The 19,406-nt window shown below is 60.2% G+C and carries 20 protein-coding genes; 2 read left to right on the top strand and 18 right to left on the bottom strand.

Annotated features, from left to right (window positions below; translation table 11 throughout):
- Nucleotides 1-30: 30 nt before the first annotated feature.
- From PSEUDOMOFG3G_RS06695 to PSEUDOMOFG3G_RS06630, 14 genes are all read right to left on the bottom strand, one after another.
- Nucleotides 31-669: a TetR/AcrR family transcriptional regulator gene (locus tag PSEUDOMOFG3G_RS06695; protein WP_003204240.1), complete on the bottom strand. Its 639-nt coding sequence runs from the start codon at nucleotides 667-669 to the stop codon at nucleotides 31-33.
- Between the two features lie 384 nt (nucleotides 670-1,053).
- A complete protein-coding gene (locus PSEUDOMOFG3G_RS06690) occupies nucleotides 1,054-1,848 on the bottom strand; it encodes a TatD family hydrolase (RefSeq protein ID WP_139049464.1) in 795 nt (264 codons plus the stop codon).
- 11 nt (nucleotides 1,849-1,859) lie between these two features.
- A complete protein-coding gene (locus tag PSEUDOMOFG3G_RS06685) occupies nucleotides 1,860-2,216 on the bottom strand; it encodes a PilZ domain-containing protein (protein ID WP_047228204.1) in 357 nt (118 codons plus the stop codon).
- Between the two features lie 42 nt (nucleotides 2,217-2,258).
- Nucleotides 2,259-3,245: a DNA polymerase III subunit delta' gene (locus tag PSEUDOMOFG3G_RS06680; RefSeq protein WP_092458737.1), complete on the bottom strand. Its 987-nt coding sequence runs from the start codon at nucleotides 3,243-3,245 to the stop codon at nucleotides 2,259-2,261.
- Nucleotides 3,238-3,870: a dTMP kinase gene (gene tmk, locus PSEUDOMOFG3G_RS06675; RefSeq protein WP_047228202.1), complete on the bottom strand. Its 633-nt coding sequence runs from the start codon at nucleotides 3,868-3,870 to the stop codon at nucleotides 3,238-3,240. The genes PSEUDOMOFG3G_RS06680 and tmk overlap by 8 nt, the downstream gene beginning before the upstream one ends.
- A 19-nt stretch (nucleotides 3,871-3,889) precedes the next feature.
- Entirely contained in the window at nucleotides 3,890-4,984 is a 1,095-nt protein-coding gene (mltG, locus tag PSEUDOMOFG3G_RS06670; RefSeq protein WP_076383833.1) for an endolytic transglycosylase MltG, read from the bottom strand.
- 3 nt (nucleotides 4,985-4,987) lie between these two features.
- Nucleotides 4,988-5,803, bottom strand: a complete 816-nt coding sequence (gene pabC / locus PSEUDOMOFG3G_RS06665) for an aminodeoxychorismate lyase (protein ID WP_047228201.1) — start codon at nucleotides 5,801-5,803, stop codon at nucleotides 4,988-4,990.
- Nucleotides 5,803-7,047, bottom strand: coding sequence for a beta-ketoacyl-ACP synthase II (gene fabF / locus PSEUDOMOFG3G_RS06660; RefSeq protein WP_047228200.1), 1,245 nt, complete (start codon nucleotides 7,045-7,047; stop codon nucleotides 5,803-5,805). The genes pabC and fabF overlap by 1 nt, the downstream gene beginning before the upstream one ends.
- Nucleotides 7,048-7,156: 109 nt before the next feature.
- Nucleotides 7,157-7,393 (bottom strand): acyl carrier protein, encoded by a 237-nt coding sequence (gene acpP / locus PSEUDOMOFG3G_RS06655; protein ID WP_047228199.1) that lies wholly within the window; start codon nucleotides 7,391-7,393, stop codon nucleotides 7,157-7,159.
- Between the two features lie 191 nt (nucleotides 7,394-7,584).
- Nucleotides 7,585-8,328, bottom strand: a complete 744-nt coding sequence (fabG, locus tag PSEUDOMOFG3G_RS06650) for a 3-oxoacyl-ACP reductase FabG (protein ID WP_139049463.1) — start codon at nucleotides 8,326-8,328, stop codon at nucleotides 7,585-7,587.
- 15 nt (nucleotides 8,329-8,343) lie between these two features.
- Nucleotides 8,344-9,282, bottom strand: a complete 939-nt coding sequence (gene fabD, locus PSEUDOMOFG3G_RS06645; RefSeq protein ID WP_107322018.1) for an ACP S-malonyltransferase — start codon at nucleotides 9,280-9,282, stop codon at nucleotides 8,344-8,346.
- A gap of 123 nt (nucleotides 9,283-9,405) precedes the next feature.
- Nucleotides 9,406-10,416 carry a phosphate acyltransferase PlsX gene (plsX, locus tag PSEUDOMOFG3G_RS06640; RefSeq protein ID WP_076383831.1) on the bottom strand — a complete coding sequence of 337 codons (1,011 nt, stop codon included), beginning with the start codon at nucleotides 10,414-10,416 and terminating at the stop codon, nucleotides 9,406-9,408.
- 3 nt (nucleotides 10,417-10,419) lie between these two features.
- Nucleotides 10,420-10,602, bottom strand: coding sequence for a 50S ribosomal protein L32 (rpmF, locus tag PSEUDOMOFG3G_RS06635; protein WP_003179396.1), 183 nt, complete (start codon nucleotides 10,600-10,602; stop codon nucleotides 10,420-10,422).
- Nucleotides 10,603-10,615: 13 nt separating this feature from the next.
- Nucleotides 10,616-11,143, bottom strand: a complete 528-nt coding sequence (locus tag PSEUDOMOFG3G_RS06630; protein WP_003204262.1) for a YceD family protein — start codon at nucleotides 11,141-11,143, stop codon at nucleotides 10,616-10,618.
- Between the two features lie 105 nt (nucleotides 11,144-11,248).
- Between PSEUDOMOFG3G_RS06630 and PSEUDOMOFG3G_RS06625 the strand changes: the two genes are divergently transcribed.
- Nucleotides 11,249-11,827, top strand: coding sequence for a nucleoside triphosphate pyrophosphatase (locus tag PSEUDOMOFG3G_RS06625; RefSeq protein WP_139049462.1), 579 nt, complete (start codon nucleotides 11,249-11,251; stop codon nucleotides 11,825-11,827).
- Between the two features lie 159 nt (nucleotides 11,828-11,986).
- On the opposite strand, the gene PSEUDOMOFG3G_RS06620 is transcribed toward PSEUDOMOFG3G_RS06625, so the two are convergent.
- Genes PSEUDOMOFG3G_RS06620 through rluC form a run of 3 tightly spaced genes read right to left on the bottom strand, consistent with a single transcriptional unit; the run spans nucleotide 11,987 to nucleotide 14,606 of the window.
- Nucleotides 11,987-12,976 carry a S49 family peptidase gene (locus PSEUDOMOFG3G_RS06620; protein ID WP_076383829.1) on the bottom strand — a complete coding sequence of 330 codons (990 nt, stop codon included), beginning with the start codon at nucleotides 12,974-12,976 and terminating at the stop codon, nucleotides 11,987-11,989.
- Between the two features lie 21 nt (nucleotides 12,977-12,997).
- On the bottom strand, nucleotides 12,998-13,660 hold the full coding sequence (locus tag PSEUDOMOFG3G_RS06615; protein ID WP_047228193.1) for an HAD-IA family hydrolase: 663 nt from the start codon (nucleotides 13,658-13,660) through the stop codon (nucleotides 12,998-13,000).
- A complete protein-coding gene (gene rluC, locus PSEUDOMOFG3G_RS06610; protein WP_047228192.1) occupies nucleotides 13,650-14,606 on the bottom strand; it encodes a 23S rRNA pseudouridine(955/2504/2580) synthase RluC in 957 nt (318 codons plus the stop codon). Before rluC ends, PSEUDOMOFG3G_RS06615 begins: the two co-directional genes overlap by 11 nt.
- Nucleotides 14,607-15,305: 699 nt before the next feature.
- On the opposite strand from rluC, the gene rne reads away from it, so the two are divergent.
- Nucleotides 15,306-18,500, top strand: coding sequence for a ribonuclease E (gene rne, locus PSEUDOMOFG3G_RS06605; protein WP_139049461.1), 3,195 nt, complete (start codon nucleotides 15,306-15,308; stop codon nucleotides 18,498-18,500).
- Nucleotides 18,501-18,808: 308 nt separating this feature from the next.
- Here the strand turns inward: rne and PSEUDOMOFG3G_RS06600 are convergent, their stop codons facing one another.
- On the bottom strand, nucleotides 18,809-19,399 hold the full coding sequence (locus PSEUDOMOFG3G_RS06600) for an NTP transferase domain-containing protein (RefSeq protein WP_047228190.1): 591 nt from the start codon (nucleotides 19,397-19,399) through the stop codon (nucleotides 18,809-18,811).
- Between the last annotated feature and the right edge of the window lie 7 nt (nucleotides 19,400-19,406).

Raw genomic sequence — 19,406 nt, 5'->3', positions numbered from 1 at the left:
GGACATGGCGCAATCAGGCAGCTGAATGACTTAGCTGCTCGGAACGTCGGTGTCACGCTTGCGCTTGTTGCCCATGCGAACGCCTATGTCCATCAGGAACTGGAAGAAGCCTTCCTGGTCTTCCAGCACGTTGCTCCAGAACGGCGAGTGATACAGCGCCACCGCACCGTGCACCAACGCCCAGGCGGCGCAGTAGTGGAAATAGGGCGGCACGTCTTCGAGCTTGCCTTCACTGATCCGGCCTTTGATCAGCAGGGTCAGGCGCTCGAAGTTCGAGGCGCGGATCTTGTGCAGTTCCTCGACCATCTCCGGCACTTGGTTGCCCTTGACCACCTTCTCTTCCAGGCGGTCGAACAAGCGATAACGCTGCGGATCGCGCATGCGGAATTCGAAGTAGGCCCGGGACAGGGCCTCCTTGTCCTTGTCCACATCGGCCGAATGCAGCAGCTCATTCAAATCGCGCTCGTAATCAAGCATCAGGCGCAGGTAGATCTCCGCCTTGGATTTGAAATGTTTATAAATCGTGCCTTTGCCGATACCCACGGCATCCGCAATCATCTCGACGGTGACGCTGTCTTCACCCTGGTCGAGGAACAACTTGAGCGCGGTGTCGAGAATTTCCTGCTCGCGGCGACGAAACTCACGGACCTTACGGGGTTCTTTGTGCATAAGAAAAAGGTCTGAAGGGTCAAAATTCGAAGCCGAGTATTATGCCTAACTTACGCAAAAATGCACGGATCATCCGTTCCCAACCACAGTTCTTCACAAAACCGTGCAGCTCCAGCTTCCTGTCATTCGCTTCGCCGCACCGTAACGACTGGCTTTGACGGCAGTGAGAACTTATCCGAAGCGAGCGTATTCCAAATTTGTTTAAAAACCAGCCCGGCTAAACTGGACGCGTCAGCATACTGATCAATACTTGAACTGTCGGCGCGACATCTCCCCCAAGTGACGCGCCGGTAAAGGTACCAACGGACCGCGTGCCTTTGTTTTACTCCTAATGGTCTTAACCCGGATTCACCCCCCAGAACCCGGGTTTTTTTTGCCTGAAACTCAGGCAGACGCCGCGCGGACATGGGCCAGCGGAAACAGCCGCTTGAAGTTCTCTGTAGTCTGTTCGGCAAATCGCTCGTAGGACTCGCCCCGCAACATCGCCAGGAACTCCGCCACTTCCCGCACGTATTGCGGAAGGTTCGGCTTGCCACGATACGGAATCGGCGCAAGGTACGGTGAATCGGTTTCCACCAACAGGCGATCTGCCGGCACTTTGCTGGCCACATCCCGCAGTGCATCGGCATTGCGAAACGTGACAATGCCGGACAAGGAAATGTAATAGCCCATGTCCAGCGCGGCCTTGGCCATGTCCCAGTCCTCGGTGAAGCAATGCAGCACACCCGCCTGGGGCAACGAGGCGTCACGCAACAAGGCCAGGGTGTCGGCCCGGGCGCCGCGGGTGTGGATGATCACCGGTTTGCCAGTCTGTTGCGCGGCCTCCAGATGCAGCCGGAACGAAGCCTGCTGGACCTCGGCGGCTTGCGGTTCGTAGTGATAGTCCAGGCCGGTTTCGCCAATGGCGACCACCCGTGGATGGTCGAGCTCGCGCAACAGCCAATCCAGGGCAGGCGTAGCGTCGGGCTGGACGTCCAGAGGATGGATGCCGACTGAACAATCGACATCTGCATAGCGTTCGGCCAGGGCTTTGACGTCGGCGGCATTGTCGGCGCTGACGCCGATGCACAGGAAGTGACCGACACCGCGCTGGCGGGCGGCATCCAGTGCAGCATCCAGGGAGCCGTCGTGGGCGGCGAGGTCGAGACGATCAAGGTGACAATGGGAATCTACAAGCATAAAGGGCCGGGCTACATCGTATGGGTGGGACGGTCGGATTTCAGGGTTCCGGCCAGGTGGGTTTCGATCTGATTACGGGCTGAGTGGTCGCCGTCGTTGAACTGCACACCAACACCGGCAGCCCGGTTACCCTGGGCGCCTTTGGGCGTCATCCAGATCACCTTGCCGGCGACCGGGATCTTCTCCGCTTCGTCCATCAAGCTCAAGAGCATGAACACCTCATCGCCCAAGCGATAATTCTTGTTGGTGGGGATGAACAGGCCGCCGTTCTTGATGAAGGGCATGTAGGCGGCGTAGAGCACTGACTTGTCCTTGATGGTCAGGGACAGGATGCCGTTGCGTGGCCCGGGACTGACAGGTTCGTTCATGCTGATCTCCGCTGCGATTGAGCTGAGTTTAGGCAGTGTCTGTCAGTTTCGACCAGGCAAACTCGCCCATTGCACCAACAGCGCCTCGAGCAACAGCACCCGATTGAGGTTCGCCTTGCTCAGCACCTTCTGACGTTGGGCAAGAATCCAGTCCTGAATGTTCAAGATTTTATCCTGGCTGCTTTTTTGCGCCAGGTACTGAATCACCTTGCGCATGTCCGCCAGTCCCAGGCCGGTTTCGTCCTCGGTGAGCTGGTAGCGCAGGATCAGACTCGACCAGTCACAGAACCAGTCGAACAGCAGAAGCAGCGGGATGGCGTTCCAGCCTTCTGCCAGTTGCGTGGGAGACTGTTGCTGCTTGAGCAGCTTCTTCACCCCATCCACCACCAGCGCCCGTTGTTCACGCACACCCTGGGCCTGAAGGCTGACGGCCGCCAACGGCGAGCCGGCGGCAAGGGTCAGCAACTCGACGCGTTCTTCGTCGCTGCTGTCAGGCAAGGCCTCGGCCAACCACTTCAAGCTCATCGCCTCACTGGGCAACGGACAGGCCTGCTGTACGCAACGGCTTTTGATGGTTGCCAGCAAGCGGCTCGGCTGGTGACTGACCAGCAATAGCACGGTATCGCCGGAAGGCTCTTCAAGGCTCTTGAGCAAGGCGTTGGCGGCATTGATGTTCATCGATTCCACCGGCTCGATCAGCACCACCTTGCGCCCGCCCATCTGCGAGGTCTGGACCACGAAGCTGACCAGATCCCGGACCTGGTCGACCTTGATCGCCTTGTCCGCCTCCTCCGGTTCCAACACGTAATTGTCAGGATGACTGCCAGCCTTGAGCAACAGGCAGGACTTGCACTCACCGCACGCGTTCGAGACACCCGGGCGCTGGCAAAGCAGGCTGGCCATCAGACGCTCGGCCAACGCCCGCTTACCGATACCGACCGGGCCGTGCAGCAGATAGGCATGGGCATGCTGTGCCCTTCCGGCCAGTTGCTGCCAGAGTCCGTCCTGCCAGGGATAGGCTTCAGCCACGGGCACGCTCCAGCAAACGCGGCAACAAACCGTCCAGCGCCTGCTGGACTTGCGCCAACGGCTGAGCGGCATCAATCAACAGATAACGCGCCGGATCGGCCTTGGCTCGACTCAAAAAGGCATTGCGCACCGCGTTGAAGAACGCCTGGCCTTCCAGTTCGAAACGATCCAGCCGGCCCCGGGCGCTGGCGCGGGCCAGGCCGATTTCCACCGGTAGATCGAACACCAGGGTCAGGTCCGGCCGCAGGTCACCCTGGACGAAGGTTTCCAGCGCGGCGATGCGCTCCAGGGACAAGCCCCTTCCACCGCCCTGATAGGCATAGGTCGAATCGGTAAAACGATCGCAGAGCACCACCGCGCCACGGGCCAGCGCCGGGCGAATCACTTCGGCCAAGTGTTGTGCCCGGGCGGCGAACACCAGCAACAGCTCGGTGTCAGGGTTCATGACTTCTTCGATCGGTGCCAGCAGCACCTCGCGAATCCGCTCGGCCAGCGGCGTACCTCCGGGCTCGCGGGTCAACACCACCTCGATGCCGGCGGCTCGCAGGCGTTCGGCCAGGTATTCGCGGTTGGTGCTCTTGCCGGCGCCTTCAGGGCCTTCCAGCGTTATAAACAAGCCAGTCACGGGCGATCCTTAAACAAAGTCATTGCGAGCGCGGCGGCTCGCTGGCATTCGGTTCGTCGATAGGCTCCTCATCCGGCACAGTCGGGGCCGGACTGGAGCGATAATCGGCTCGGCGCTTGAGCTGATATTCGCGCACGGCGTTATTGTGCGCATCCAGGTCATCGGAGAACACGTGGCTACCATCACCACGGGCGACGAAGTAAAGGCTGTTGCCGGCAACTGGGTTCAACGCGGCGTGAATCGCCTCGCGCCCCACCATCGCAATCGGTGTCGGCGGCAGGCCAGGAATCAGATAGGTGTTGTAGGGGTTTTCTTCCCGCAAGTGAGCACGGGTGAGTTTGCCGTTGTAGCGCTCGCCCAGCCCGTAGATCACGGTAGGGTCGGTTTGCAACAGCATGCCCAGGCGCATACGGCGCACGAACACACCGGCGATCTGCCCACGCTCCTCAGGCACGCCGGTTTCCTTTTCCACCAGGGATGCCATGATCAGCGCCTGATAGGGCTGGGAGTAAGGTAAATCGGCGGCGCGTTGCGCCCACTCTTTGGCAAGCACGTCTTCGAGCCGGTCGTAGGCAATTTTCAGCAGGTCAGCGTCCGATGTGCCACGCACGAAGCGATAGGTGTCCGGGAAGAACCGTCCCTCGGGGAATATCCCGGAATGACCCAGGCGGTCCATCACTTCGCTGTCACTCAGACCGGCGAGGGTCTGCTGGAGTTTTTCATCCTTGGCCAGCGCCGCGCGAACTTGGCGAAAATTCCACCCCTCCACCAGGGTGACGCTGTACTGCACCACTTCCCCGCGCTTCCAGACCTCGATCAGGCTTTCCATTGTCATGCCCGGCACCATCCGGTACTCACCGGAATGCAACGGTTGGCCGGCCAGATTGAAGCGCCAATAGACGCGCAACCAGAAAGCGTCCTTGATCAGGCCGTCCGCTTCGAGGCGCTTGAGGGTTCCGGTGGGGGTGGTCCCGTTGGGGACGTCCAGCAGTTCTTCCTGGGTGATGTTCAGCGGTTGTTGCAACGCCGAATGAATTTTCCAGGCGCAAGTGCCCAACAGCAGCACCGCCAGAACCAGTCCGGTTTCCAGCAGAAGCAAGAATTTACGTCTCACGAATCAAACATCCAATAGCGTGCGGGCAAGGGTCTGCAGTTTACGGGTGAGCGGCCCGGTCGACCAGCGCGCCGAACCGCATGCACGTACCGGCCATACGCCATAAACGCTATTGCAGACGAAGACTTCGTCGGCCTGGTGCAGCTGTTCGAGGCGGATGTCGGTGATGTGCGTGGCGATGCCTTGAGACTCGGCTTGATACAATAATTCGGCCCGCATCACGCCAGCCACGCCACAACGGCTCAGGTCCGCCGTGACCAATTCACCATCGCGCACCAGAAAGAGGTTACTGAAGACGCCTTCGATCACTCGCCCGGACGTGTCCAGCATCAAGCCTTCGGCGTGCTCGGCATCGCGCCATTCGGCGCGGGCCATCACTTGTTCAAGACGATTGAGGTGCTTGAGACCGGCCAGCAAGGGTTGCTCGGACAGACGGGTGGCACAGGGAAACAGGCGAACGCCCTGCTCGGCATGCACTGGAGGATAGGCGGCCGGCGGACTGCCCTGCAGGATGCGCCGGGACGGCGCCGAGGGATCAGCGCCATAACCGCGAAGACCATCACCGCGGGTCACGATCAACTTAAGTACGCCGTCACCCAGGCATTGCGCGTAGGCGCGCAACTCAGCCTCCAACGCCCCCATGTCAACCTGGAGCGTCAACCGCTGACAACCTAGCGCCAGACGCTGCAGGTGACGCTCAGGCAACACCGGTTTGCCATTGCGCACAGCGATGGTTTCAAACAACCCATCGCCGTAAGCCAGGCCGCGGTCCTTGAGCGACAGAACGTCGGCAGGCTGACCGTCGACCCAGCTTTCCATCAACCAGCGAACCGGCGGAACACCAGCGAGCCGTTGGTACCGCCAAAGCCGAAGGAGTTGGACAGCACTACATCGATGTCCATGCCACGCGCCGTGTGTGGCACGAAGTCCAGATCGCAGCCTTCGTCCGGCTCGTCAAGGTTGATGGTCGGTGGCGCGACCTGGCTGTTGATCGCCAGTACGCTGAAGATCGCTTCCACCGCGCCCGCGGCACCCAGCAGGTGGCCGGTCATGGACTTGGTCGAGCTGACCGCCAGTTTGTAGGCGTGCTCACCGAACACGGTCTTGATGGCCTGGGCCTCGGCAAGATCGCCCGCCGGGGTCGAAGTGCCATGGGCATTGATGTACTGCACCTGCTCGGCGTTGACCTTCGCGTCACGCAGTGCGTTGGTGATGCAGCGGGCAGCACCGGCACCGTCGGCGGGTGGCGAGGTCATGTGGTAGGCATCGCCACTGGTGCCAAAGCCAATCAGCTCGGCATAAATGGTCGCGCCGCGCGCCTTGGCATGCTCCAGCTCTTCGAGTACCAGCGCGCCGGAACCGTCGGACAATACAAAGCCGTCTCGGCCCTTGTCCCACGGCCGACTGGCGCGGCTCGGTTCGTCGTTGCGGGTCGACAGCGCACGGGATGCGCCGAAGCCACCCATGCCCAGCCCGCAGGCCGCCATCTCGGCGCCGCCGGCAATCATCACGTCGGCCTCGTCGTACATGATGTTGCGCGCGGCCATGCCAATGCAGTGGGTGCCCGTGGTACACGCCGTAGCAATAGCGTAGTTAGGCCCCTGCACACCCAGGTGGATGGACAGGAAACCGGAAATCATATTGATGATCGAGCCCGGCACAAAGAACGGAGAAATCCGTCGCGGCCCCGACTCGTGCAGCGTACGGCTGGTTTCTTCGATATTGGTCAAGCCGCCAATACCCGACCCCATGGCCACGCCGATACGTTCACGGTTGGCATCGGTGACTTCAAGACCGGCATTACGTACGGCCTGGAATCCGGCTGCCAGGCCGTATTGAATGAACAGGTCGAGCTTGCGGGCCTCTTTGACCGACAGGTACTCCTCGACATTGAAACCCTTTACCGAGCCGCCAAAACGGGTGGAATAGGCAGAAAGGTCGGTGTGTTCGATCAGACCAATGCCACTACGGCCAGCCAGAATGCCCTGCCAACTGCTCGGCACATCCGTGCCCAGTGGCGACAACATACCCATACCGGTGACTACGACGCGTCTACGCGACACAGCACTCTCCTTTATTCTAATGACGACTTTGCATCAGGCCTAAAGAAAAAACCGCACGCCATGATGGCAGTGCGGTTTTTCCATGACAGCTAGCGACGACTAAAAATAATTAAGCCTGATGCTTATTGATGTAGTCGATAGCCAGCTGAACAGTAGTGATTTTTTCAGCTTCTTCGTCAGGGATTTCGGTCTCAAATTCCTCTTCCAGAGCCATCACCAGCTCAACGGTGTCAAGGGAGTCGGCACCCAGGTCTTCAACGAAGGCAGCTTCGTTCTTCACTTCTTCTTCTTTGACGCCCAGTTGCTCGGCAACGATTTTCTTGACGCGCTCTTCGATGGTGCTCATACCTTGTTTTCACTCCTAATGGACAAATTCAGGCAGCTGGCCGGTGGGTAAGTGTATAGAAAGACTTTTCGGTTTTTCAACCGAAAGCTTCACTCCTCAAACCCAGCAGCCCGCCGCCTATAAATAGATTGCAGCTTTATAACGGATTTTAGACAGCTCGTATGACATTTTTTTGAAGCAATCCGTCACATTTAACTCATGTACATCCCGCCGTTTACCGGGATTGTAGCCCCAGTCACGTATGCCGCACCATCCGACGCAAGAAAAGCGACCACGCACGCGATTTCTTGAGCTTGCCCCAGACGACCCAGCGGAATTTGTGTCAACAAGGCTTCACGTTGCGCTTGCGGCAGTTCACGGGTCATGTCGGTATCGATGAAACCCGGGGCTACCGAGTTTACCGTAATCGAACGCGAACCCACTTCACGCGCCAGCGCACGACTGAAACCTTCCAGACCGGCTTTGGCCGCAGCATAGTTTACTTGGCCTGCGTTGCCCATGGCACCCACAACCGAACCGATACTGATAATTCGACCCCAGCGAGCCTTGGTCATGCCACGCAGAACGCCCTTGGACAGCCGGTACAGGCTGTTCAGGTTGGTATCGATCACGTCGAACCATTCGTCATCTTTCATGCGCATCATCAGGTTATCGCGGGTGATGCCGGCATTATTGACCAGGATTGCCGGCGCACCGAACTGTTCCTGAATGCTTGCCAGCACCGCCGCAACGGATTCATCGCTGGTGACGTTCAGTTCAAGACCGGTGCCTTGGATGTCGTTTTCCTTCAGGGTAGCGGCGATGCGCTCGGCGCCCGAAGCGGAAGTCGCGGTACCAACAACGATGGCGCCTTGACGACCCAGTTCCAGGGCAATGGCCTGGCCGATGCCACGGCTTGCACCGGTCACCAGTGCAACTTTACCTTGCAGACTCATGCAAGCTTCTCCTGTTCAGGCCTGCGCTGCACGGGCGGCAGCGAAAGCATCTGGGGTATTGAGATTGGAAGTCGATACGCCTTCGGCGCAGCGTTTGTTCAGACCGGCCAGCACTTTACCAGGACCGCACTCGACCAGTTCGGTCGCGCCCTTGGCCGCCAGGGTCTGCACCGATTCGACCCAGCGAACCGGTTTGTAGAGTTGCTCCAGCAGATCGCGCTTGAGGGTCTCAAGATCCGCAGCCACATCGGCGCTGACGTTCTGTACCACTGGAATCTGTGGCGCCTGCCAGTCAATGGCAGCGATAGACTCGGCAAAACGCTCAGCGGCCGGACGCATCAGTTCGCAGTGCGACGGCACGCTGACGGGCAACGGCATGGCACGCTTGGCACCACGGCTCTTGCACCCTTCAATGGCGCGTTCTACAGCAGCCTTGGCACCGGCAATCACCACCTGGCCAGGTGAATTGAAGTTCACAGCGCTGACCACTTCGCCTTGCGCGGCTTCGGCGCAGGCTGCCAGCACATCGGCATCTTCCAGGCCGAGAATCGCAGCCATGCCGCCCTGCCCGGCCGGAACGGCCTCCTGCATCAACTGGCCACGACGCTCCACGAGCTTCACCGCGTCACCCAGGCTCAGACTGCCAGCAGCCACCAGAGCGCTGTATTCGCCCAGGCTGTGTCCGGCAACGAACGCCGGACGCGCACCGCCCTCGGCCAGCCAGAGGCGCCAGAGTGCGATCGAGGCGGTCAGGATGGCTGGCTGGGTTTTGTCGGTTTGATTGAGTTGCTCTTCCGGCCCTTGCTGGGTCAGTGCCCACAGGTCATAGCCCAGAGCATCGGAAGCTTCTTTGAATGTTTCGAGGATCAACGGGTATTGCGCGCCCAGCTCGGAAAGCATGCCGAGGGACTGCGAACCCTGCCCAGGAAAGACGAATGCGAGAGAAGCAGACATGAAAACAAAGCCCCTAATGATCTTGTCGTCAAAAATTGACGCCCCAGGGGGCGCTAGGAAACTGACAGTTGGATGGCGGCTTGAACCGACCGGTCACATTTAAGCATTGTCAGACGAAAACGCCTAAGTTAACAAATCTTCGAGGCGCCCATGAAGACGCTCCGGCAGGTTTTCCTGGATTTCGATCAGCGCGCGATTGATCGCACTTTGAAACCCCTGCACGCCCGCCGAACCATGACTCTTGATCACAATGCCCTGCAGCCCAAGAAAACTTGCACCGTTATGCCGCGCCGGCGCCAGGTCCGCCTGCAGCCGACGCATCAACGGCAACGCCAGGGCACCGACCATCCGCGAGGCCAGGTTCTGCCTGAACAGCTTCTCGATACGCGCCCCGATCATGGTCGCCAGGCCTTCGCTGGACTTGAGCAAAATATTGCCGACAAAACCGTCACACACCACCACGTCCGCCTCACCCCGGTACAACCCGTCGCCCTCAACGAAGCCGATGTAATTGATACCTCGCGCAGCCTGCAACAACGTGGCTGCCAGCTTGACTTGCTGGTTACCCTTGATGTCTTCGGTACCGATGTTCAGCAGCGCCACACGAGGGCGCACGATACCCAGGGTTTCAGCCGCTACCGAGCCCATCACTGCAAATTGCAGTAGATGCTCGGCACTGCAATCGACGTTGGCGCCCAGATCAAGGAGCTGGCAAAAACCACGCTGGGTGGGGATGGCCGCGACCATCGCCGGCCGGTCGATGCCCGGCAAGGTCTTGAGCACGTAACGCGACAGCGCCATCAGTGCACCGGTATTGCCTGCACTGACACACGCCTGGACCTTGCCATCGCGCAGCAGCTCAAGGGCTACACGCATCGAGGCGTCAGGCTTGCCACGCAGGACCTGGGCAGGTTTTTCGTCCATGGTGATGACTTCGGACGCAGGTGCGATCGTCAGGCGCGAACGATCCACAGCCGATTGGCCGTTGAGCATTTCTTCTAGAAGGGAGGGTTGACCGACGAGGGTCAGGTGCAACGAGGGTGTAGCATTCAGACAAGCAAGGCTGGCCTGAACAATGCTGCGGGGACCGAAGTCCCCGCCCATTGCGTCAATCGCGATGACTTGAGCGGACAAGGATTACTCGTCAGCGCCCTTGTCGATCACTTTACGACCACGGTATACGCCTTCTGGCGATACGTGGTGACGCAGGTGAACTTCACCGGTGGTTTTTTCTACAGACAGGGTGCTAGCCTCGAGAGCGTCGTGCGAACGGCGCATGTCACGGGCAGAGCGGGATTTTTTGTTCTGCTGAACAGCCATAATTGATTAACTCCTAAACGTTTGGGTCACGCTTTAACTGCGCCAATACACTGAACGGGTTGGACCGCGTTACCTCGTCCTCGCTCGGTTCGGGCTCATCTGCTCCCGCCGGCTGCTGGCATTCTTCCGGATGATGAGCAGGCACAATGGGCAAGGCGAGCAGAAGCTCCTCCTCGATCAGTGACTGCAGATCCAATGGATCTTCGCCCAGTTCCAGCACGTCATAACCTTTCGGTAACGACTGGGTATTCGCACCCTCCTTCACCACGGCGTAACTGCATTCGCTGTGGATCGGCAGGGTGACCAGCTCAAGACAACGCTGGCAAACCATTTTGACTTCAGTGTCGATAAAGCTGTGGATTACCACAGATTTACGTTCATCTCGTTCAAAAACGAATTTGGCCTGGACCGTACCGACATCGTCGGAAAGCGGGTCGCAGAGTCTCTTCAAATCGGCCAGCAGCAGTTCACCTTGAAGGGTGGTGCCACGGTCAGCCAATTTGCGCGGGTCAACGTGAGGTGGAATCGGGTCATTCAACATAGGCGCAGCATTATAGGGATGCCCCCGGCCATGTCAAAGGAAATTCAGCCCTGTCCGTCACTTGCGCGCCTCGCTAGAATTCGCCCCTGCCTTTTGGAGATGCCCATGCTGCCTTTATTACTCGCCTCAAGCTCAGTGTATCGCCGGCAATTGCTTGCCCGTCTGGGGCTACCGTTCGTCTGCAGCTCACCGGACATCGACGAAAGCCGTCGACCTGACGAGCCAGCACTCGACCTGGTAAAACGCCTGGCCCGGGAAAAAGCCCAGGCCCTGGCGAGCAGCCATCCGGCGCATCTGATCATCGGTTCGGACCAGGTGGCCGTGCTCGGCGAGCGCATCCTGGGCAAGCCCCATACATTCGAGAACGCCCGCGAACAACTGCTGGCCGCCAGCGGCGCCCGGATCAGCTTTCTGACCGGCCTGGCGGTACTTAACAGCCAGACCGGCGCCTGCCAGGTCGATTGCGTTCCGTTTACCGTCCACATGCGCACGCTGGACCCTGCACGCATCGAACGCTACCTGCTGGCCGAGCAACCTTATGACTGCGCGGGCAGCTTCAAGGCCGAAGGGCTTGGCGTGAGCCTGTTCCAGAGCACGGAAGGGCCAGACGCCACCAGCCTGGTTGGCCTGCCACTGATTCGCCTTGTGGATATGTTGCTGGCCGAGGGCGTGCAGGTTCCCTAAGCCAACATACAACGTGTAGCGAGGGCATTTATTTGTGGGAGCAAGGCTTGCCCGCGGCGATGCAGGCGCTGCGATGATGCAGACCAGCCGGGTTATCGCTCATCGCGAGCAAACTTTGCCCCCACAGCCAAGCCAAAGGGGATCGCGCAAACCAACGAATTAGCGCAATGCCGGCCCCTGGAACCCCATCCACATCGCCAGATGCTCGGCAATGCTCGCTCCCAGCTTCTTCGAGAAGCGATCAAACGGCGACTCTTCGATGGTGAAATCCACCAGCTCTTTTTCGCCAATCACGTCCCGCGCCACCGAACTGGCGCTGCCCAGGCCATCGATCAAGCCCAGCGGCAAGGCCTGCTCCCCAGACCAGACCAGCCCAGAGAACAGCTCGGGATGCTCCTTGTCTTTGAGGCGCTCACCCCGGCCTTTTTTGACGCTGGCAATGAATTGCTTATGGGTCGTGTCGAGCACACCCTGCCAAAACGCGGTTTCTTCAGGTTTTTGCGGCTGGAACGGATCAAGGAACGACTTATGCTCGCCGGAGGTGTACACCCGGCGCTCCACGCCCAGTTTCTCCATCGTCCCGACAAAACCATAGCCGGCCGCCGTCACGCCAATGGAGCCCACCAGGCTCGCCTTGTCGGCATAGATCTGATCGGCCGCGCTGGCAATATAGTACGCACCGGAAGCCCCCAGATCGGAAATGACCGCGTAGACCTTGGTGTTCGGGTGCAACGCGCGCAACCGGACGATCTCGTCATAGACATAACCCGACTGCACAGGGCTGCCACCCGGACTGTTGATGCGCAAGATCACACCCTTGACCTTGGGATCTTCGAAAGCAGCCCGCAGGCTACCGACGATGTTGTCCGCGCTGGCAGGCTCCTTATGGGCAATCATGCCTTCGATGTCGATCAATGCGGTGTACGCAGAACCCCGCACGGCGCTTTTTTCCATGTCGAACAGGGGCGTGAACAGCAATAGCGCGACAAAGAGATAAACGAACGTCAGCAGCTTGAAGAAAATGCCCCAGCGGCGGGAACGACGCTGCTCCTGCACACCGGCCAGCAAGGTCTTCTCCAACAGCTTCCAGCTTTTGTCGTCACCGTTCTCGGCGCTCGCCTTGGCCGGTGCCTTCCATTCGTCGGTCATGCAAGTATCCCCAGCAAAAACTTAATTAGCCCGCCGGCTCAGCCAGGCGTGCAACTCAGGAAAATGATCGATCGCCAACTGCGGTTCGAAGGCTTGCAGCGCCGCGATCGTCTGCGCGCCGTAACTCACCGCAACCGACCCCATGCCGGCGTTGCGCGCCATCTGCAGGTCGAACGAGGAATCCCCCACCATCAACGCCTGTTCCGGCTGCATGCCGCAGTGAGCCAGGATTTGCTCGAGCATCAGCGGATGCGGCTTACTGGCCGTTTCGTCCGCAGCCCGGGTGATATCGAAATAATCGTCCCAGCCATGGGATTTCAGCACCCGATCCAGCCCGCGACGCGCCTTGCCGGTGGCGACAGCCAAGCGATACCCCTCGCCCCTCAAGGTTTCAAGAGTGTCTACCACACCGTCAAACAACGGCGAAGGCTCAGCCTCCAGCGCAATGTAGTGATCAGCGTAATACTGGCGAAAAACCAGCAGCTCAGGGTCACTGATCTCCGGGTACAGACTGCGGATCGCTTCCGGCAAGCCGAGGCCGATGATGCCCTTCACGGCAAAATCATCACACCTGGCAAAACCTGCACGATCAGAGGCGGCATGCATTGCCTCCACGATCCGACCGATGGAGTTCGCCAGAGTGCCATCCCAATCGAAGATCAGCAGCTTGTATTCAGGATGCACTCAACCGCTCCACGGTCTTGGCCCACATTTCATCCACGGGAGCCTGCAATTTCAGCTCACCACCATCGGGCAACGGCACGGTCAACATGTAGGCATGGAGAAACAGGCGCTTGCCACCCAGATCACGGATTTCCCGGGTGAAGTCGTCATCGCCGTACTTGCTGTCCCCAGCGATGCAATGCCCGGCATGTAGCGTATGGACGCGAATCTGGTGGGTGCGGCCAGTCACCGGCTTGGCCTCGACCATGGTGGCGAAATCACCGAAGCGGCGCAGGACCTTGAACACTGTCAGGGCCTCCTTGCCTTCTTCGTTGACTTCCACCATGCGCTCGCCGGAACGCAGGTTGCTCTTGAGCAACGGCGCCCGAACTTGCTTGATGGAGGTATCCCAACGTCCCCGCACCAGCGCCATGTAGCGCTTGTCGACGCCATCGCCGCGCAATTGCTCATGCAAATGCCGCAACATGCTGCGTTTCTTGGCGATCATCAGCAGGCCGGAGGTGTCGCGATCCAGGCGATGGACCAACTCCAGCTCCTTGGCGTCGGGACGCAACTGACGAAAGGCCTCGATCACGCCGAAATTCAGGCCGCTGCCGCCGTGAACCGCAATGCCCGCAGGCTTGTTGAGCACGATCAGCGCCTTGTCTTCGAAGACGATCGAGGCTTCCAGGCGCTGCAACAGGCCTTGGGCCAGGGGCACGGGCTCATCGCGCTCGGGCACGCGAACCGGCGGCACGCGCACGATATCGCCCGCCTGAAGCTTGTATTCGGGCTTGATCCGTCCTTTGTTCACCCGCACTTCACCCTTGCGCAAAATGCGATAGATCAAGGTCTTGGGCACGCCTTTGAGTCGGGCTAGAAGGAAGTTATCGATTCGTTGGCCGGCATATTCCGGCGAGACCTCGAGCAGTTGAACGCCAGGGGTCGAAGGGGCAGTAGTCGTCATGGCGGCGATGATAACAATTTTTTATGGAATTGAAGCACTTAATCATTGCTGCTATAGTCGCGAACGCCGCCAAAAGCGGCCGGACAGCGGACTAACGGTCAAAAACCGGCCCTGACCAACGCAATTCACGAGGACGAGAGGCCGTCCTACGGGGCTTTTGCTAGATAACGGCAGAGTTTGCAGGTGTAACGAGCGCAGGTGACATGAGGCCTGAAATACGCGGCAAAGCAGAGTTTTGACTCGCCTTGCGCGCCACATTCACGGCCAGTTCACAAAGTGCAGTCACCGGTAGACGACCCCGAGCGAGAGCTTCGGAAACAACGCCTAAATTAGCCATGATGCGTGACCTCCCCTTTCGGAGCTCACGGTAAATGCCAACCCGCTGCGGATTCTGCGCGCGGCAGCACCCGATTATCAGGGATACGTGTAGGGTGGAGATGTACAACCGTCGGACTGTGTAGCACTAGGCTTATATTTAGACGCTTCATCTCGTCCACAGGCGCCGGTTGATTCCTCCTCCTGACTGAGTGCTTGAACAGCCAGCAAGCAGGACGCGTCCGTCGCGACTTCGCCATCATTGGGTCGAACTCGCTGGACACTGGAATGGCCCGGCCACTTCCATGACGCACCTGACACCGACCGTGAGAAGTCGTGTGTGCCGAACGCCGTTTCCGGCAGCCCGGAAACCGACGGTACTACATGAAAAGAATGCTGATTAACGCAACTCAACCCGAAGAGTTGCGTGTTGCACTGGTAGACGGCCAGCGCCTCTACGACCTGGATATCGAATCCGGTGCACGCGAGCAGAAGAAGGCCAACATCTATAAAGGCCGGATTACTCGCATCGAACCAAGCCTTGAGGCTGCCTTTGTCGATTTCGGCTCCGAGCGCCACGGCTTCCTGCCCCTCAAAGAAATCTCCCGCGAATACTTCAAGAAGGCCCCTGAAGGCCGCGTCAACATCAAGGACGTCCTGAGCGAAGGCCAGGAAGTCATCGTCCAGGTCGAAAAAGAAGAGCGTGGCAACAAGGGCGCAGCCCTGACCACCTTCATCAGCCTGGCGGGCCGTTACCTGGTCCTGATGCCGAACAACCCTCGCGCCGGTGGTATCTCCCGCCGCATCGAAGGCGAAGAGCGCAATGAACTGCGCGAAGCCCTCAACGGCCTGGTTGCCCCAGCCGACATGGGCCTGATCGTTCGCACCGCCGGCCTTGGCCGCAGCAGCGAAGAAATGCAGTGGGACCTCGACTACCTGCTGCAACTGTGGACCGCCATCAAGGAAGCCTCGCTGGATCGCTCCGCGCCGTTCCTGATCTATCAGGAAAGCAATGTCATCATCCGCGCGATCCGCGATTACCTGCGCCAGGACATCGGCGAAGTGTTGATCGACAGCGTTGAAGCCCAGGACGAAGCCCTGACCTTCATCCGCCAGGTCATGCCGCAGTACGCCAGCAAAATCAAACTCTACGAAGACAGCGTTCCGCTGTTCAACCGTTTCCAGATCGAAAGCCAGATCGAGACCGCGTTCCAGCGCGTCGTCGAACTGCCGTCCGGCGGCTCCATCGTCATCGATCCGACCGAAGCCCTGGTGTCCATCGACATCAACTCGGCGCGCGCCACCAAAGGCAGCGACATCGAAGAAACCGCCCTGCAGACCAACCTTGAAGCCGCCGAAGAAATCGCCCGTCAGTTGCGCCTGCGCGACATCGGCGGCCTGATCGTCATCGACTTCATCGACATGACCCCGGCCAAGAACCAGCGCGCCGTGGAAGAGAAGGTCCGTGAGTGCCTGGAAGCCGACCGCGCCCGCGTACAGGTCGGTCGCATCTCGCGCTTCGGCCTGCTGGAAATGTCCCGTCAGCGCCTGCGTCCTTCTTTGGGCGAGAGCAGCGGCATCGTCTGCCCGCGTTGCAACGGCACCGGCATCATCCGTGACGTCGAGTCGCTGTCCCTGGCGATCCTGCGCCTGATCGAAGAAGAAGCCCTGAAAGACCGCACCGCCGAAGTTCGCGCCCAGGTGCCGATCCCGGTGGCTGCGTTCCTGCTCAACGAAAAACGCAACTCGATCACCAAGATCGAACTGCGCACCCGCGCCCGTATCGTCATCCTGCCGAACGATCACCTCGAGACGCCGCACTTCGAAGTGCAGCGCCTGCGTGATGACAGCCCGGAAGCCCACACCAATCAGTCCAGCTACGAAATCGCTGCTGCCGCTGCCGAAGTGGAAGAAGTGCAGCCGGCTGCTGCCACTCGCACCCTGGTTCGCCAGGAAGCTGCGGTCAAGACGGCTCCAGCCCGCGCCAATGCACCGGTTCCGACCGAAGCAGCCGCGCCGGCACCGGCACCTGCCGCCGCACCTGAACCAAGCCTGTTCAAAGGCCTTGTGAAATCCCTGGTCAGCCTGTTCGCCACCAAGGAAGAGCCGGCTGCGCCGACCGTTGTCGCCAAGCCAGCGGCTACCGAGCGTCCAGCCCGCAACGAAGAACGTCGCAATGGTCGTCAGCAGACCCGCAACCGCAACGGTCGTCGTGACGAGGAGCGCAAACCCCGTGAAGAGCGTGCACCGCGTGAAGAGCGCGCACCACGTGAGCCACGTGAAGAACGCCAGCCTCGCGAAGCCCGTGAGGAAGTGCCAGCCGTAGCCCGCGAAGAACGCGCGCCGCGTCCGCCGCGTGAAGAGCGCCAACCCCGCGCGCCTCGTGAAGATCGCAAGCCACGTGGCGAGCGTGAAGAACGTGTTCGCGAGCTGCGCGAACCGCTGGATGCCGCTCCCGCCGCTGCTGCCGCCACCGCTGAAGAGCGTCCGGCCCGTCAGCCTCGCGAAGAGCGCGCACCGCGTCCGCCACGTGAAGAGCGTCAACCACGCGCCGAGCAGGCTGCCGCTGCCAGCGAAGAGGAAGTACTGAACAGCGAAGAGCAACTGCAGGAAGACGGTCAGGACAACGCCGAAGGCGATCGTCCACGCCGCCGCTCCCGTGGGCAGCGTCGCCGCAGCAACCGTCGTGAGCGTCAACGTGACGCCAACGGCAATGTGATCGAAGGTTCGGAAGCCTCCGAAGCCGCCGAGAACGCCGAAGCGCCAAGCGCTGCCGACCTGGCCGCCGGCCTGGCCGTCACCGCCGCGGTTGCAAGCAGCTCGATCAGCGCCCCCGCTGAAGCCGAGGCTCACGAACAGGCCGAGCGCGCTACCGCCGTGGTGGAAAACGCACCGGTTGAAGCGCCTGTGGTCGAAGCCACTACCCCGGTAGAAACCACCGCTTCGCCAGAAGTGGAACTCGCCCCGGTTCGTGAAGCCGAGCCTCAGGCAGAAGCAGTTTCCGAGCCTGCACCTGTCATCGAGCAACCTGTGGTTGCCGCTGAACCTGTGATCGAAGCTGTGATCGAGGAAAAAGCGCCGGAGCCGGTTCGCGAAGAACAGACCGCGTTCAACTGGCACGCCGAGCCAGCCGTCGTCGAAGCCGAGCCGGCAGCAGAAGCAGTGAAAGCAGCCGAGCCGGTCGTGGTCGAGCCAGCTCCAGCGGTTCAAGCGCCTGTGGTTGCCGAAGCTCCAGCCCCGGTAGAGGTGGAGGCGCCTGTCCCTGCCAGCGCCCTGACCCCCAACGGTCGTGCTCCGAACGATCCGCGTGAAGTACGTCGTCGCAAGCGTGAAGCCGAGCGTCTGCAGAAGGAAGCCGAACAAGCTGCCGCTGCCGCTGCTCAAGCGCCTGCCGCTGAGCCAGCACCCGTGGAGCAAGCAATCGAGGCAGCCCCTGCCCCGGTCGCTGAAACCACCAGCGAACCCGCTCCCGCTGAATCGGCGCCGGTGATCGACGAACCTCAGCACTCCGCTGAAGAAGTCGCACCTCGCCACACTGAAGCCCTGGAAAAAGAGCACGAGCCTAAACCTCACGCCTGATTCCACCGCCCAGTAAAAAGCCCCGCCTGGTTGACGCCAGGCGGGGCTTTTTTATGTCTTCAGACTTAGTTACATGAGTGTTGGAAGCTGGATGGTGTGGAGCGGGCTTGCTGGCGAACATGGCCCGGCGTCCACCCTTGATGCAAGCTGACGCAGCGCTATCGCGAGCAGGCTCGCTCCCACAGGAGATTGGCGGCGGGCATAAATCTGGCGACCATCGAAATTCAGTGTGGGAGCGAGCCTGCTCGCGATAGCGCGGGCCCGGCTTGCATCAATGTTGCCTGCCCCACAGGAATCCGCGTCGGCTGTTACTTGAAGATCAGCGCTTCAGGCACGTCCACATCCCAAACCACCCCAGGATCGTCCACTGCCACCTCGACCACCCGCGCCCCGGTAAACAACCCCTTGGCGCCGCGATCAGCGGTCAATGCCATCAATTGCGGGCCAAACGCACGACCAAATCCCACGGGATGCCCATACTCACCCGCCAGGACCGGCACACTGATGCCATCTTCGCTGATCTGCGCCACTACCTGCTCGATGCTTGACGGCAGGATGAACGGCATATCACCGAGCACGATCAACCAGCCATCCAGGTCCGGGCAAGCCTGGACACCCGCAGCGATACTGTCACCCAGGCCAGGCGAGTCCAATTGTACAAAATCGCACCCGTAAGCCTGGGCCATGCGAATAGCCTGTGGACGGTCCTCACGGGTCACCAGCACGCGTTTTTCCAGAGAAGGCGGCAAGTTCACCAGCACCTGCTCGATGACCGATCGGACGGCGCCGTCACGCCCCGTGCAATCGGCCAGCAGCTTATCTTTGTCCTGGCCTGCAACCTGACGGAAACGGCTGCCCGATCCTGCCGCGAGAATGATCACGCCAATCGATTCAGTCATCCCGTCT

Origin of the sequence: Pseudomonas sp. FG-3G, from assembly GCF_901007645.1 — a bacterium.
In the GTDB taxonomy this organism is placed as follows: domain Bacteria; phylum Pseudomonadota; class Gammaproteobacteria; order Pseudomonadales; family Pseudomonadaceae; genus Aquipseudomonas; species Aquipseudomonas rhizophila.
This window is presented reverse-complemented; position numbering and strand designations above follow the sequence as displayed.